Source organism: Flavobacterium sp. Root935 (assembly GCF_001429295.1).
Lineage (GTDB): Bacteria > Bacteroidota > Bacteroidia > Flavobacteriales > Flavobacteriaceae > Flavobacterium.
Genome location: NZ_LMJL01000008.1, coordinates 51,174 through 67,882 on the forward strand (window position 1 = coordinate 51,174; position 16,709 = coordinate 67,882).

The window sequence follows — 16,709 nt, forward strand, 5'->3', positions numbered from 1 at the left end:
GTTAATGGTGNNATTATGGTTAATGGTTGATAGTTGATAGTTGATGGTTAATGGTTGATGGTTGATGGTTGATGGTTGATGGTTGATGGTGAATTATTAATTGTTGATGGTAATAGTTAATGCTTGATGGTGAATTAAGAATTATTCTTTATATAAAGCTCATTCACAACTCACAACTCACAACTCACAACTCACAATTCACAACTCACAATTAAAAATTAAAAATTAATTTTCCTCATACATTTCCATCCACAAACGGGTTTCTTCTAAATCAAGTTCTTTTTCAATTTTGCGAAAAATCTCTTCGTTTACTAATCCTTTTTTGTGCATACTTTCGAGTTTATTCCGTTCAACGTTCAAAAGATCAATCTGAACTTTGGTAAACTCATTAAAAATTTGTCCACCCAATACTTTTCCATTTCCGAAAAAATTAGCCGGAAGTTCTGTCTTTTGGAGTCGGTTAAATTTTACTTCATACTTGCTTTTAATGTTATGGAGTAATTCATCGTCTAGTAAAGAAAAATTATCTTCGATATGTGCGATTGTCTCAGAAACTATTTTATTTCGGATTTCATATTCTTCTGCCAAAATAGAATAACGCTCGATTTTTAGTTTTTTAATTAGCCAAGGAAGCGTAAGCCCTTGAATAACCAAAGTGGATAGTATTACGCAAAAAACCAAGTAAATAATCAAATTACGAAGCGGGAATGCTTCTGTTTTATTCAACATTAAGGGAAGTGCCAAAGCAGCTGCCATGGAAACTACACCACGCATTCCAGACCATCCGAAAATGATCATATTTCGATAATCAAATTTTTCTTTTTCGCGGATCTTTTTACTTATTATTCTCGGAAGAATCGCAGCTGGAATAACCCATAAAAAACGAACCAAAATAACCACAATGCTGATAACAGCTCCCCAGATAAACAACGAATTTCCAGAGTAATTACTGATGCCTGCAATAATCTGCCTTAACTGAAGTCCGATTAAAATAAAAATCAAACCGTTTAGAATATTGTTTAGAACATCCCAAATTGTATTTGTCATAATTCGGCTTTCATGAGAAAATATGGTTCCCGATCTCGCAGCCAAAAAAAGACCTGTTGTTACGACAGCCAAAACTCCCGAACCTTCAAAATGTTCTGCAAGTAGATAAGAAGCAAATGGTGTCAATAATGTGAGCGTTACTTCGATAATATCATCACAAACAAATCTCTTATGAATATAATACATGATATAACCAACAGCTAAACCTATGGCTATGCCTAAAACCGACATTAAAACAAAATTTAATCCCGCCTGCCATAAAATAAAATTTCCTGCTGTAATCGCAGTAAGAGCATATTTGTACGCTACAAGACCACTTGCATCGTTTACTAAACTTTCTCCCTCTAGAATGGCAATTAATCGTGGATTTAGTCCTAATCCTTTTGTAATAGCAGTTGCAGAAACCGCATCGGGAGGCGAAACAATAGCACCAAGTAAAAAGGCTAACGGCCAAGACATATCATTAATAAGCCAATGCGCAAAAACAGCAACTAATCCTGTAGTAAAAAACACCAAACCAACGGCGGCAAAAGTTATCGGACGTATGGATTGCTTAAAGTCTGACCAGCTGGTATGCCACGCGGCATGATACAAAAGAGGTGGAAGAAATACGATAAATACTATTTCTGGACTTAAAGCAATTACAGGAAGTCCTGGAACAACACTAATGACAACACCGCACAAAACCAAAACAATTGGAATCGGAAAATTATATCTTTTACTAACAAGGCTAAGAAAAGCTACGCCAAAGAGTAACATTATAATTACTGTGATATTTTCCATTTATTTACTGCGGGTATTTATTGGTTTGGGATTATAATTTCTGGCACTAAATTAATATATTATGATAATTAAATTAAAATAACACTAAAAAAGAATCGTCAATTTCTTGACTTACATTAAACTCAGGAAATTTGAGTTGGTTGAAGTTTATGGTTTAGTTTTTTTTAAACACATAGAGACCTAGTATTTTGATTTGTTTGTAAAGAATTAAAAAAGAACGGTTTTACACATAGCCTGCTAGGTTTATTAATACAAAGTAAAATGCCTTTTTTAGCGTTCTAAATCTAGCGGAGATGTCTCCTCTGTCGACATTACAAACAGTACAGAAATAAAAAATCTACTAAAATCTGCCCAAATCTTTTAAAATCTGCGTGAAACTCTCAGCAACAATAAAAAAGCCGAATCTAAAATAAGATTCGGCTTTGTTTTTTTATGATTCGCAACTGCTGCAGGAAACAAGACTTGTTACTAATTCTTTAGAAACACTCTGGCTTCTTTGGTAGTATAAACTTTTAACTCCTTGCTGCCACGCTTCGATCATTAAACGGTTCACATCTTTAATTGCCAATTCTGCTGGAATATTAAGATTTAAACTTTGTCCCTGATCCACAAATTTCTGGCGGATTCCTGCCTGCTGTACAATTTCTAACTGACTGATTTCTTTAAATGTTTTAAAGACATCTTTTTCCTGCTGAGTCAACAGTTCCATATGCTGAACACTTCCGCCATTCAGCATAATTCCTCTCCAAACTTCTTCATTATCTAAACCTTTTTCTTCCAACAGTTTTTTAAGGTATTTATTTTTACGCATAAAATTACCTTTACTCAATCCAGCTTTATAATAGTTACTGCTAAAAGGCTCAATTCCTGGAGAAGTTTGTCCTAAAATTGCAGAAGAAGATGTTGTTGGTGCAATTGCCATTGTGGTTGTATTACGTCTTCCGTAACCTTTTAACAATTCCGGCTCTCCGTAAATTCTAGCTAATTCTTGACTTGCTTTATCTGCTTTATCGCTAATATGTTTAAAAATCTCTGTCGTTTTCATTTTAGCTTCCATTCCTTCAAACGGAATCATGTTTTTCTGTAAATAAGAATGCCATCCTAAAACGCCTAAACCTAATGCACGGTGTCTTTTAGCAAATTTATTAGCTGCAGAAAGATAATAGTTCCCTTCAGTTTTTTCGATGAATTCCTGTAAAACAGCATCTAAGAAAAAGATCGCTAATTTTACTGCTTCAGTATCTTTCCATTCTTCATATAGCTCCAAGTTCATTGAAGATAAACAGCAGATAAATGATTCATCATGAGTTGATGGAAGCATAATCTCACTGCACAAGTTACTGGCATTGATTCTTAAGTTTTGATCTTTATAAACTTGTGGTTTGTTTTTATTTACGTTGTCACTAAAAAAGATGTACGGCAATCCCTTTTGCTGACGGCTTTCTAAAACTTTCGCCCAAATTTGTCTTTTATCAGCATCACCATCAATCATTTCCTGCATCCAATAATCTGGAACACAGATTCCCGTAAACAGATTCTGAATTGGGTTTCCGATACTTTTAATTTTCAAAAACTCCTCGATATCCGGGTGGTCAATATCTAAATAAGCTGCAAATGCGCCACGACGAACTCCGCCTTGCGAAATTGTATCCATTGCAGTATCAAAAAGTTTCATAAAGCTTACGGCTCCACTACTCTTTCCGTTATCTGTTACGGCACTTCCGCGCTCGCGTAATTCACCAAAATAACCAGAAGTCCCGCCTCCGATTTTAGTCTGCATAATTACCTCGCCCAATTTATGGGTGATTCCTTCAATTTTATCTGGAACGTGTACATTAAAACAAGAAATTGGCAAACCTCTTTCTGTTCCCATATTTGCCCACACAGGCGAACTAATACTCATCCAGCCTCTTTCGATCATTTCAACAAAAGATTCTTTTAATTCTGGTTTGTAAAGTCTTTTAGCGGCAGCGGTACAAATTCGATCGATTGCACCTTCAACCGTTTCACCTTTTAAAAGGTATCCGCGATTTAAAATTTGCTCACTTTCAGAGTTCTTCCACCACATTTTACTATCGTTCTGTGATTCAAAATTATTTACTGGGTTTGTGTCTATCGTATTCATAAGTATTCTGGGCTTGTATTAGAAAAGATCGTTTGCGGTAATGCTTTTATCATGTTTCGTATATTCAACAGGACGTTTGGCAAAGAAATCGTCTAAACTGTTTGCAAAAACTTCTTCTTCAAACCAAGTCATTTTTGAATATTCGTCTGGAGAAACATTAAAGATCGTTTCAATATTTATTTGTTTTAAACTTTCATCAATTCTAAATTTCATGAAGTTCACTAAGTCTTCTTTATTAATAGTTTCGATCGCTCCGTCTTCAAAAATCCAATCTAAAATATCGGCTTCAACAGTTATAGATTCTTTAACTGTTTCTCTAATTAATTCTAATGTTTCAGCATCGAAATATTCAGGAAATTCTTCACGGATTTTATTAATAATATAAATTCCACCATTCGCATGAATTTGTTCGTCGATAGATGTCCAAGCAATAATGTTGCTCACATTTTTCATATAGCCTTTGAATCTTGTGAACGACAATAAAATTGCAAACTGACTGAACAAAGAAACATTTTCGATTAAAATACTGAATAAAATCAGCGAAACCATGTATTTTCTGTTGTCCTGAGATTTGGTATCCTTTAATACATTAGAAAGATAATCTACACGTCTGCGTACTACAGCAACATCTAAAAGTTTTTCGAATTCATCATTGTAACCTAAAACTTCTAACAAACGAGAATATGCTTCAGAATGTCTGAATTCACATTCTGCAAAAGTAGTTCCCAATCCGTTGAATTCTGGTTTTGGAAAATGCTCGTATATATTTCCCCAAAAGCTTTTTACAGCTACCTCGATCTGTGCAATAGCCAATAAACTATTTTTAATTGCTGTTTTTTCAGCCAGATTTAAATGAGCATGAAAATCTTGTGTGTCGGCAGTAAAATCTACTTCGGTGTGCACCCAGTAGGCTTTATTAATTGCTTCAGTAAATTGGAGAACCTCAGGATATTCAAAAGGTTTATAATTGATTCTTTTATCGAAAATTGACATATATATAGAATTTTAAGTGACTATTTTGAAATAAAAAATCGAGCGCTCTTTTGCAGGTGGTATCGGCGTGATTTTCTATAATTACAAATTTAGCCCACAGTTATCCTTTTGTCCAGTTTTAGATGTTAAAAATCTCTCCAATTATCAACAGTTTGAAAACTTCAAAAATTGGAGTTTCTGCGAATTTTATCAACAGGAAAATAATGTCTTGTAATTCTCAATGAACTAACTGTTTCCCTAAAATTAATAGTAAGTTATCAACATCTTAAAGTGATATTTTTTGAGGTACAGAGCTAAGCAGTTATCAACAGTTGATTTGGAAAAAGATTAATTTTAAAATCAATTTCAAAATAAAAAAACGCTAGTTATTAATAATTATTCTAAATAATATTGTGTTACTAAAAAACATAACATTTTTTATAACAGATAATTAGACTAAAAAACACTTTTAAGATTGATGTGAAGTACATTCAAAAAAGACCAACAATTGCTTTTAACAGGAAAGATTGGTAAAAACATTATTCAAGGTAAATAAATTCAAAAAATATATAATTTTTATCTAAGAAATTACTCTGATCTTAATAGTTTCAAATATCAATTGTCTAAAGGATATTGTTTGAATATAAAAATTAAAATCAGCTTAAGACATTCTTAAAATTCCGAAATACTAGATTAAAAATCCGTTTTAACAACAAATTTGTATTGATTTAAAAATATTAATCTTTACATTTGCTTTATTTTTATTTATTCTAAATAGAGTAAAATACATATCTGAAAATAAATTTAATCTTGAATAATTCTATAACCATAAATTATCAAAACATGAAAAAGAATCTTTTCGCTTCTTTTGCATTTGCTGTTACGCTTTTTGTAAGTGCTCAGCAAAAAAATACTCTTTTAGAACAATCTTTTTGGAAAACTTCTCCAGATATCGAAACTGTTAAGGCCGAAATAGCAAAGGGAAATAATCCTTCAGAGGCAAATGCCAATGCTTTTGATGTTACAACGCTGGCAATTAATAATGATGCGCCTGTTGCAACTATTAAATTTTTAATTGAACAGCCAGGAAATTCGGTTACGAAATTAACACACGATAATCGTATTTATTTGCATTGGGCGGCTTATAGAGGAAATACAGAATTAGTAGAATATCTTATTAATAAAGGTTCTGATGTAAATTTTGAAGACAGTCACGGAACTACTCCTGCAGATTTCGCAGCATCAAACGGGCAGTCGAGTCCTGCGATGTACGATGCATTTTTTAAGGCTGGAGTAAATCCGACAAAAAAATATACAAATGGAGCAAACCTTTTACTTTTGGCAATTGCGTCAGATAAAGATTTAAAAGCTGCAGAATATTTTGCAACTAAAGGAATGTCTCTTAAAGATGTTGATAATGATGGAAATACTGCTTTTACATACGCTGCAAGATCTGGAAATATTCCACTTTTGAAAAAACTTTTAGAAAAAGGAATTAAACCAACAGAAACTGCACTTTTGATTGCTGCACAGGGAAGCAGAAGAGAAACTAATACAATCGAAACGTACAAATATTTGGTTGAAGAAGTAAAAATAAAAGCAACTGCACAAAACAAAGCAGGACAAAATGTATTACATATTTTAGCTGGAAAACCCAATCAAACTGAAATTATCAAATACTTTTTAGGAAAAGGTGTTGATGTTAACAAAGCTGATAAAGAAGGAAATACGCCAGTTATGGCTGCTGCATCTGCAAGAGAAACTGCTGCTTTAGAACTTTTTCTTCCTAATGCAAAAAATATCAATGCTCAAAACGTAAAAGGAGAATCTGCTTTGACATATGCCGTAAGATCTGGAACTCCAGAAGCTGTAAGTCTGCTTTTAGCGAAAGGTGCAGATATTAATGTAAAAGACAAAGACGGCAATAATTTAGGAGTTTATTTAGTACAGTCTTATCGTCCTGCGGGAAAAGATAAAGATGCTCCTAAAAAAGATCCTTTTGATGCAAAAGCAAAATTACTTCAGGATAAAGGATTAAATTTGGCGGCAGCACAAAAAGACGGAAACACTCTATATCATTTAGCAATCACTAAAAATGATGTTTCTCTCCTTAAAAAAATTACTGATTTAAAAGTAGATGTAAACGTTAAAAACAAAGATGGTTTAACTGCACTGCACAGAGCGGCTATGACTTCTAAAGATGATTCGATTTTAAAATATCTTGTTTCTGTTGGAGCCAAAAAAGACATCAATACAGAATTTGACGAGACAGCTTACGCTTTGGCAAAAGAAAATGATCTGCTTACAAAAAACAATATTTCGGTTGAATTCTTAAAGTAAATAGTTTTAAACTTCAAAAATAAAATTCCAAATTACAATTAAAAAAATATGAAATCTATATTTAAAATTGCCCTTACAAGTGCATTTGTATTTTTACTTTCTTTTCAATCTAATGCGCAGTCAAGCAAATACAAATGCATGCTTCAAATGAATAATTATATGGGAGAAGGTGCATATATCGTAGTTTCACTCGTTAATGGAAACGGCGAATACGAAAAAACACTTTATGTAATGGGCGATGATAAAAAGTGGTACAAATCATTAAAAGAATGGAACAAATTCCATACTCAAAAAAATGATGATATCAGCGCAAAAACAGGCGCTTCTGTTACTGGTGGAGATCGCAGTGTGACAACAATAGAAATTGAAAATTCTAAAATTAACAAAGGTTACAAATTACGTTTTGAAACAGCTGTTGAAGATCAAAAGTATTATGTAAGCGATCTTGAAATTCCGCTTACAACAGAAGGTTTGGCTGCTAAAACAGATGGGAAAGGCTATATTAAATACGTAAGGTTAAGCAAAATTTAATATTCAGCATATTATTTTTTAACCTCTATAAGCATGAATTCTATTTTTTTCTGCTTAAAATTGAAATCTGAGCTTTGTCAAAGTTTTTAACTTTGACAAAGCTTTAAACATTTATTACTTTTAATACATTCAATGACTCTTTCTTTCTGGCGTTACGCACACTTGGCCCTGGCCTTATTTTCTTCTATATTTTTGTTTTTAGCCACGGTAACCGGAATTATTCTGGCGGTCGATGCAGTGCAGGAAAAAACTCTTCCGTACAAAACTGAAAATTTTAATGAAATAACTTTAGGAGAAACTCTTCCTATTCTAAAAAAGGCTTACCCAGAAATTACAGAATTAAGTGTTGATTACAATCAGTTTGTAACGCTTCAGGCAATTGATCAAAACGGAAATGATGTTAATGCTTATGTTGATCCCAAAACTGGAAAAGCTTTAGGAACTCCTGTAAAAAAAAGCGAATTTATTCAATGGGTTACAAGTTTTCATCGCTCGTTGTTTCTTCATGAAGCAGGACGTTTTTTTGTCGGCATAATTTCTTTTTGTTTATTACTAATTTCGCTTTCGGGTTTTGTATTGGTTTTAAAGAGACAACGCGGTATTCGAAATTTCTTCTCCAAAGTAATTAAGGAATATTTCGCCCAGTATTATCATGTTGTTTTGGGGCGATTGGCTTTAATTCCAATTCTAATTATTGCATTAACAGGAACCTATTTATCGTTGGAACGATTTAACTTTTTTATGGGTGAAGAAAAAGCGAAACCTGTAAAATCTGAACTTTCAGAAAAAGACAAAACGACTTCTATATTTAAAACTACTTTACTTTCTGATGTAAAAAAAATTGAGTTTCCTTTTACAGATGATCCTGAAGAATATTATATCATTGAATTAAAAGATCGCGAGATCGAAGTTAATCAGGTTTCTGGTGCTGTTATTTCAGAAAAACTTTCGCCGGTAACCAAACAATTTGCTGCTTTGAGCCTTGATCTTCATACAGGTAGAATTAACGGAGTCTGGGCTGTAATCTTAGCAATAGCTTGCATCAATATTTTATTCTTTATTTATTCTGGTTTTGCGATTACTTTAAAAAGAAGGTCAAGCCGAATTAAAAACAAATTCAAAGCGCACGAAAGTACTTTTATTCTTTTAGTTGGTTCTGAAAATGGAAGTTCTTTTCGATTTGCAAATGCTATTCTGAAACAATTAACCGATCAAGGCTACAAGGCTTTTATTACCGAACTGAATCGCTTTTCCGCTTATCCAAAGGCAGAACATATAATTGTCTTTACTTCTACTCACGGTTTAGGTGACGCACCTTCTAACGGAAAAAAATTTAAAGCTGTATTAGAAAAGCAAAATCAGGATCAGAAAATTAATTTTTCTGTCGTTGGTTTTGGTTCGAAAGCTTATCCAGATTTCTGCCAGTTTGCGGTTGAAATCGATCAGCTTTTAGCCAATCAAAATTGGGCAGATCGTTATTTAGATTTACAAACTGTTAACGACAAATCGGCTGTTGAATTTGTAAACTGGATAAAATTATGGAGTGCTAAAACGGGAATTCCTTTGGCGACAACTCCTTCATTATACAATCACGTACCGAAAGGACTGCAGAAATTAATGGTTTTAGATAAGACGCCGATTTCTGATACCGAACATACTTTTATACTAACATTACGCGCTAATTCTAGGGCTAAATTTGTTTCTGGTGATTTACTGGCAATTTATCCTGCTAATGATTCTAGAGAACGCCTCTACTCTATTGGAAATCATTCTGGAAACATACAATTGGTTGTAAAACTGCATGAAAACGGATTGGGTTCTGGCTTTTTGAATAATTTAGAACCTGGAAATACAATAAAAGCTAGAATTCTTAAAAACCCTACTTTTCATCTTCCAAAGAAAGCACCAAAAGTGGCTCTAATCTCTAACGGAACTGGAATTGCTCCTTTTCTGGGAATGATTGAACAGAATAAAGCTAAGAAAGAAATACATTTGTACAGCGGTTTTAGAATGGTAACTCCAACTCTTTTGGCTTATAAAAAGTTTGCAAAAGTGATGATTCAAAAACAACATCTGGATCGCTTTCACGTAGCATTATCTCGTGAAGGAGCAAATATTTATGTTATGGATTTGATTCAGAAAGATGCTTCTTTTTTTATGAATTTACTGAAAGAAGGCGGTGTAATCATGATCTGCGGTTCGCTTGCGATGCAGAAAGATGTTGAAGCTGTTTTGAATGGATTGTGTCTGGAAAATGGAATTAAAAGTCTTTCTGAATACAAAGAAAATGGTCAATTATTAACGGATTGCTATTAGAATTAGATTGTAGATTTTGGATTTTGGATTTTGGATTTTGGATTTTAGACTGTAGTCCCGAAGCCTCGGGATAGATTATAGAATTTAGATCGGAATTATAAATGAATCCCAGAGGGATGACATATTTATAGATTACATTTGGTTCACACAAAGTTAAAGCTCCAGCGGAGCGACATATACAAACTACATATCGCTCTGGCGAAGCTTTAATTTGAAACGTCTAAATTATAACTATAAATATTTCGCTCCGCTGGAGCTCTAAAAAATGATTTTTTATGCAAAAATCAATTATAAATAAACTTTTAATTCTTTTCGTAACGGTTCACTGCTTTACAGGCTATTCGCAAGTATTACGAAAAAGAACATCGCTCTTAATGGGCGGCCGTTTTGATATTAGTATTGTCGATAAAGATTCGCTTTCGGCTGAAAAAAATAGTGATATTGTAATTGCTGAAATTACCCGCATAGAAAATCTAATTTCGGATTGGAAGGCCGATTCTCAAATTTCTAAAGTGAATCAGAATGCGGGAATTCAACCTATAAAAGTAGATCGAGAAGTTTTTGAACTTGCCCAAAGAGCTGTTAAACTTTCTGAAATAACAAATGGCGGATTTGACGTCAGCTTTGCTGCAATGGACAGAATCTGGAAATTTGACGGTTCGATGAAGGAAATGCCTTCGGCGGATGCCATAAAAAAATCGGTTGAAAAAGTGGGTTACAAGAATATTATTTTGGACAGCACAGAATCGACTATTTTTTTGAAATTAAAAGGCATGAAAATCGGATTTGGTGCTCTCGGCGAAGGTTACGCCACTGATAAATGCCGTGCCATGATGATTGAAAAAGGCATTAAAGCCGGAATTATCAATGGTTCTGGCGATATGAGCACCTGGGGAAAACAACCCAACGGAAAGGACTGGAAAATCGGTATTACGAATCCGTTTAAACCTGAAAAAATTTTAGCTGTTGTTCCTTTAAAAGAAGGCGCTGTCACTACTTCTGGCAGTTATGAAAAGTTTGTTGTTTTTAATGGAAAACGCTACTCCCATATTATAAATCCTGCAACTGGGTATCCCGCAATTGGTTTGTGCAGTGTAACTGTCTTTGGTCCAAACGCCGAAACGGCAAACGGATTAAGTACTTCAATGATGGTTTTAGGTCTAAAAGAAGGCTTACTGCTGCTCCAAAAATTCCCAGAATACAGCTGCGTAATAATTACTGATAAAGGAAAAGTGGTTAAGTCTAAGAATTTCTCTTATAAATTGTAAGTTGTTGGTTGATGGTTGATGGTTGATGGTTGATGGTTGGTGGTTGGTGGTTGGTGGTTGGTGGTCATGGGAAGCAGATTTTGTCGAAATGATTACTTTGTCTGTTCGCTATCGCTTGAGTCTTCGGTGAAATTATAAAGGGTATGAAATAATGATAACTCATTATTTAAATTGAACATTCCGCTTACTGTAAATAGAAGCGGAATGTTTTTTTGATTAGAATTTTGAAGCAAACTCTTTTGCAAAATCTTCTAGTTTGATTTTTCCTTGAACTTTTCCATCATTGTTTAGAAAATCTGCTGCAATGGTTTCATTACGAAGTCCGCTTCCCATTTCGGTATATAAACCAGCCATTTCTTCTGGAACTCCAGCTTGAGTCATTCCGCCTAAATATTGTTCATCAGTAAATTCAACCCAAGGAAGTTCTGGTTTTCCAATTGCTGCTCCGAATGTTTTTGCAATTTCTGAAGGCGTGCGAACATCACTAATAATATAGCGCACATTTTTTCCTTCTGGTAATTTTTGTAATTCTTCTGCAGCAGCCCATGCAATATCTTCTGGATGCACTAACGGAATACGATTTCCTGCTGGAATATTTGCTCCCATAATCCCTGCTCCTTTTATCATCGGAATATCGTTGAAGAAGTTAATGTAGAAATATCCAGCTCTCAAAAATGTAATTGAAGTATTTAGTTTCTCATAAATCTTCTCAATATTATACAAACCCGCAATTGGTCCGTTTCCTTTTGGTAAATCAGCTCCTATACTGCTTAGCATTACTACTCTTTTAATGTTGGCATTCTGAATCGCTTTCGCGAAAGCGGTGCCAGCATCTGTAGTATTTTGAATAATATTTACACCGCCCATATTTGGAGGCGTCATGGCGAAAAGGGCATCTGTACCTTTAAAAGTTTCTGAAAGAAAATCGGCATCGCTAACTGATCCTATTACTGCTTTTGCACCAAGATCTTCAATCGCAGCTTTTCGATCTGCATTGCTGCTTATAACCGTTACCTCGTGTCCTGATTTTACTAATTGAGCCGTTAAAGGCTTTCCGATATTTCCTAACGAACCTGAAATTATAATTTTCATCTTTAAAGTTTTTTTATTTAACAAGACAAAGGTATCTTTGTACTTACTTTTACACAAGTACTTACCCTAAAGTATGTATCATGACAGCAATTAAAGAATCGTCAACTATTCAGGAAAACAAGCAGTATGCGTTGGAACAATGCCCTGTAACTTTTGTTATGGAAAAAATTGGAGGCTACTGGAAACCCATTATTTTATATCATTTATCGACTGGAGATAAACGTTACAGCGAATTGAAAAGAGCAATTCCGGCTGTAACAGAGAAGATGCTTATTCAGCATTTAAAACAATTAGAAGCGGATGGTTTGGTGATTCGCGAAGCAAAACCTGTCGTTCCTCCTTTTGTGACTTATAAATTAAGTGATGCTGGAAAGGGATTATTACCCGTTATTGATGCAATGGCAGCGTGGGCTTTTAAAGTAAAAGACGGCATCTATAGCGTTTAATAGACACCGCCTTTTCAAACAACAAAAAACTAATTAACTTATTTTTAATTGCTTTGTTTAATTCTGTTTGATAAAAAACAAAGCTTCTTTGTAATTGGCAATTTCTGTTAAGGCATTATAAATATATTTTGAAACCAATGCTCCCCCATCAGAATTAATGAGGTCGATATCATCTTCTGGTGTGTGATACTGCGGATGTCCGCCGGTATGAAAACCAACAGCCGAAATAGATTCTTTATAAAAAGAAACATGATCAGAACCGCCAACATCTCCTGCGTGAATAACTGGGTTTAATCCTGAGTTTTCCTGCAGTTTTTGCATCAGTTCGACTCCATTTGGAAAAGTTCCAGCACCGCCCATATAAAGCTCTTTTTTCTCATTCAATCTTCCAACCATATCCATATTGAGCATTACTTTTACGGATTCTTTTGGAACTGGCAGATGGGTTACGAAGTATTTAGAACCTAATAATCCTTCTTCTTCTCCGCTGAACGAAATAAAAATGATGCTTCTTTTTGGTTTGATTTTTTGTTTTGAAATTTCTTCTAAAATGCAAAGCAGCGCCGAGACACCAGAAGCATTATCATCTGCACCGTTATGAATGGCAAACGCTTCTTTCTTTTTACTTCCAGAACCTGGCCCGCCCCAGCCCCAATGATCGTAATGAGCTCCTATTAAAATATATTCATTTTTTAAAACCGGATCAGATCCTTGGATAAAACCCAAAACATTTTGAGTTGCAGCACTATCTGATTTCATCTTATTGATGCCTTCTTTTACAAAAACTTTAAAAGGCTGATAATAAGAATTATTGAATTCTTGTAAACCATATTTTTTAAAATACTTCTGAATATAAGCTGCTGCTTTATTATTCCCTTTTGTACCCGGAAAACGGCCTTCCAATTTATCTGATGATAGATATTTATCATGTTTATAAAAGGTTTTGGAAATTTGTGCATTCACGAAAGTGCAGCAAAAAAATACGGTCGTAAAAAAAAGTTTTAATTTCATAATTGTTTTTCTATAGAATGGAACGCGGATGAAACGGATTTGCTTTGCAAAAACGCGGATAAACGCAGATATTATAAAAATTAATCAAATAAAATCGTAAAATCAGCGTCTTTACGAAGTAAATGAGTGTCATCCGCGTACCATCATTCAAAGATTATAAATCAAAAGAGGTATGCTTAATGTATTTTCGATCATAAGTATACAGTACGTGTACTTTCTTGTCGGTGGTTTGAATTATGGCTGGGTAACTGAACTCTCCTTTTTCCTGATTTTCCAAATCAAATAACTTTCTCCAGTTCAAACCATCTGTCGAATATTCAACGTCTAAAATATTGCGGCCGTTAAACCAGTCTTTTCCCTGCGGCAGTGGATTGTTAACCAATAAAAAAAGATTTTTATTTACAGTTAAAGCATCTATTCCCGAATTTGAATTGACCACATTAATTGTATTGGTTCTTATCCAGCTTTTTCCGTTATCTCCAGACCAGCTTGCAACTACTCTATTGTGCTTGCTGCGGGACAACATCTCAATATCACTTTCACTATGCACTAAAAATGTAGGCTGAATGACATTTAATTGTTTATTGTTTTCAACTTCAATTTTTTTCCAAGAATCGTCAGCTTCTGTGTAAGTTTCTACATGAATTCTCCATTCGTCTTTGTCAACACTTTCTGTACTGCTGCCGCACAAAATAACTCCAGGAGTTGTTTCGATTGGTTTATTACGAATTGGACCGTAGATTCCTTCGGGAAGATATTTTGGCTGTCCCCAAGTCTTTCCATTATCTTTTGAAACTATCATAGCGCCAAACCATTCTCTGGGATTTTTTCCGACTTTGTAAAACAAATACAAATTCTGGCTTTTGCTTTTAAACAACACCGGATTCCAACAAGGAAGCGTATCACCGTTTTTGATTAATGGCTGAATCAGTTCTTTTGGCGTTGACCATTTTTTATCTTTATAATCAGAAATATAAATTCCGACATCTTTTGCACCTTCGTATTTACCGCCAAACCAAGCTGCCATAATCTCATTTGGTTTATATTCAACCAATGTCGATGCGTGACTGTTGGCTGTAACAGGCGGATCTGCAATATAACTGCTTTCAATATTCACAGCTTTAATTTGCGCTTTTACTGAATTGGAAAAAACAATTACCATCAATAATGCAGCTGTAGTATATCTCTTTTTTAAAATCATTTTCTTTTTCTTTGTTTTTGCTTTTTTTTAGATGAAAGAAGCAAGAAGCAAGATTTTGAATTTACTTTTCAATATAAAAAATGTCACTTTGATATAGCTTTTAAATCTTACATCTTACATTCTTTCATTTTACATCCCACATCTTACATCCCACATCTTACATATTACATCTTTCAGATTAAAAAAATCTAACTCTTCTTCAACCCCACTTTATGTCCTGAAATCGCATAGTACAGGATAATAATATAGTAAGGAAGTAAAATCCAATATCCTTTTGTTGAGGCTGCTGCTATTGCATTTACTTCGCTAATTCCCTGTGCAATAAGATCAGCTTTTGTTCCGTCTACGAATTTCCCATATAGAGGCGGAATAACTGCTCCTCCAGAAATTGCCATTACTAATAATGCAGCTCCTGTTTTTGTAAATTTTCCTAAACCGTTAAGTGTAAGAGGCCAGACTGCAGGCCACACTAATGCATTTGCGATTCCTAATCCAGCAACGAATAAAACAGAAGTAAATCCGCTAGAAAACACAATGCAGAATGACAATATAATTCCTAAAACCGCACTCACTTTTAGAGCCAAAGCCTGCGTAATATATTTCGGAATCAAAAATGCTCCCAAAGCATAAGTAGCTACCATCGCTAATAAAGTAAATGTTGTAAAGAATTTGGCATCGGCTGCAGGAAATCCTAACGCGATTCCGTAAGCTATAATCGTATCACCAGCAATAACTTCTACTCCAACGTACATAAACAAAGTCAGTACTCCAAGCCAAAGATGCGGAAACTGAAAAATACTTGTTTTTGCTGTTTCTCCCTCTTTTGTTTCTTCGATTGGCACGGCTTCAACATTTGGCAACGGTGCTTTACGAATCAGCAATCCTAAAATAAACAAAACCACTGCCATTGAAATGTAAGGAACTACAACACTGTCTGCCATATTATTTAGTAATATATTCTTTTCAGAAACGCTTACTACAGCCAGTTTTTCCTGAATTTCATCAATTCCTGACAATAAAATAGATCCGAAAATAAGAGAGCCTAAAGCTCCAGCGATTTTATTACAAATTCCCATAATAGAGATTCTTTTTGCTGCGCTTTCAATTGGTCCTAAAATAGTAATATAAGGATTTGATGCTGTTTGCAATAAAGTCATTCCAGCTCCCTGAATAAAAATTCCTGTAAGGAACATCCAGTATGTTCTCGCTTCGGCTGCAGGAATAAAAATTAAGGCTCCGAAACCCATAATGAATAATCCCAAAGACATTCCTTTTTTATAGCCGATTTTAGCTAAAATATAAGAGGCAGGAAGTGCCATTACAACAAACGAAATATAAGATGCCGACGCAACTAATAAAGACTGCGCTGAAGTTAATTCGTTAATTGTTTTCATAAACGGGATCAAAGCGCCGTTGATCCAGGTAACAAATCCAAAAATAAAAAACAGACTTGCTATTATTAAAATTGGAACGAATGTGGTTGGTTTGGTTTGTGAGGAGTTAGTGGTATTTGTATCAACCATTTTTATTTACGTTTTTGTGGTTTGATGATTTGTTGAATTGGAGAAAATCATCAG

Annotated in this window: 12 protein-coding genes; 5 read left to right on the forward strand and 7 right to left on the reverse strand. The window is 34.3% G+C overall.

The genetic code is table 11. The features are described 5' to 3' along the window. Positions 1–225: 225 nt before the first annotated feature. From ASE40_RS05885 to ASE40_RS05895, 3 genes are all read right to left on the reverse strand, one after another. Positions 226–1,830 carry a Na+/H+ antiporter gene (locus ASE40_RS05885; protein WP_057116040.1) on the reverse strand — a complete coding sequence of 535 codons (1,605 nt, stop codon included), beginning with the start codon at positions 1,828–1,830 and terminating at the stop codon, positions 226–228. Positions 1,831–2,260: 430 nt separating this feature from the next. Then, positions 2,261–3,955, reverse strand: coding sequence for a ribonucleoside-diphosphate reductase subunit alpha (locus tag ASE40_RS05890; protein ID WP_057116041.1), 1,695 nt, complete (start codon positions 3,953–3,955; stop codon positions 2,261–2,263). An 18-nt stretch (positions 3,956–3,973) separates the two neighbouring features. Next, entirely contained in the window at positions 3,974–4,948 is a 975-nt protein-coding gene (locus tag ASE40_RS05895) for a ribonucleotide-diphosphate reductase subunit beta (protein WP_057116042.1), read from the reverse strand. Positions 4,949–5,770: 822 nt separating this feature from the next. Here ASE40_RS05895 and ASE40_RS05900 point away from each other — a divergent pair. The 4 genes from ASE40_RS05900 to ASE40_RS05915 all read left to right on the forward strand — a co-directional run bounded on the left by ASE40_RS05900 (position 5,771) and on the right by ASE40_RS05915 (position 11,382). Then, a complete protein-coding gene (locus tag ASE40_RS05900; RefSeq protein ID WP_057116043.1) occupies positions 5,771–7,267 on the forward strand; it encodes an ankyrin repeat domain-containing protein in 1,497 nt (498 codons plus the stop codon). 48 nt (positions 7,268–7,315) lie between these two features. Further along, positions 7,316–7,798 (forward strand): DUF2271 domain-containing protein, encoded by a 483-nt coding sequence (locus ASE40_RS05905; RefSeq protein ID WP_057116044.1) that lies wholly within the window; start codon positions 7,316–7,318, stop codon positions 7,796–7,798. Between the two features lie 132 nt (positions 7,799–7,930). After that, entirely contained in the window at positions 7,931–10,114 is a 2,184-nt protein-coding gene (locus ASE40_RS05910) for a PepSY domain-containing protein (RefSeq protein WP_057116045.1), read from the forward strand. Between the two features lie 275 nt (positions 10,115–10,389). After that, positions 10,390–11,382 carry an FAD:protein FMN transferase gene (locus tag ASE40_RS05915; protein ID WP_057116046.1) on the forward strand — a complete coding sequence of 331 codons (993 nt, stop codon included), beginning with the start codon at positions 10,390–10,392 and terminating at the stop codon, positions 11,380–11,382. Between the two features lie 216 nt (positions 11,383–11,598). On the opposite strand, the gene ASE40_RS05920 is transcribed toward ASE40_RS05915, so the two are convergent. Continuing rightward, the gene (locus tag ASE40_RS05920) at positions 11,599–12,474 is read right to left on the reverse strand and encodes an NAD(P)H-binding protein (protein WP_057116047.1); all 876 of its coding nucleotides are present in this window, start codon (positions 12,472–12,474) and stop codon (positions 11,599–11,601) included. Positions 12,475–12,554: 80 nt separating this feature from the next. Here ASE40_RS05920 and ASE40_RS05925 point away from each other — a divergent pair, with 80 nt between their 5' ends. Further along, positions 12,555–12,920: a winged helix-turn-helix transcriptional regulator gene (locus tag ASE40_RS05925; protein ID WP_057116048.1), complete on the forward strand. Its 366-nt coding sequence runs from the start codon at positions 12,555–12,557 to the stop codon at positions 12,918–12,920. A gap of 57 nt (positions 12,921–12,977) precedes the next feature. Here the strand turns inward: ASE40_RS05925 and ASE40_RS05930 are convergent, their stop codons facing one another. The 3 genes from ASE40_RS05930 to ASE40_RS05940 form a co-directional block, all read right to left on the reverse strand. Beyond that, positions 12,978–13,931 (reverse strand): M20/M25/M40 family metallo-hydrolase, encoded by a 954-nt coding sequence (locus tag ASE40_RS05930; protein ID WP_057116049.1) that lies wholly within the window; start codon positions 13,929–13,931, stop codon positions 12,978–12,980. A 154-nt stretch (positions 13,932–14,085) separates the two neighbouring features. Further along, on the reverse strand, positions 14,086–15,132 hold the full coding sequence (locus tag ASE40_RS05935; protein ID WP_057116050.1) for a sialidase family protein: 1,047 nt from the start codon (positions 15,130–15,132) through the stop codon (positions 14,086–14,088). 188 nt (positions 15,133–15,320) lie between these two features. Beyond that, a complete protein-coding gene (locus ASE40_RS05940) occupies positions 15,321–16,655 on the reverse strand; it encodes a sugar MFS transporter (protein WP_057116051.1) in 1,335 nt (444 codons plus the stop codon). Between the last annotated feature and the right edge of the window lie 54 nt (positions 16,656–16,709).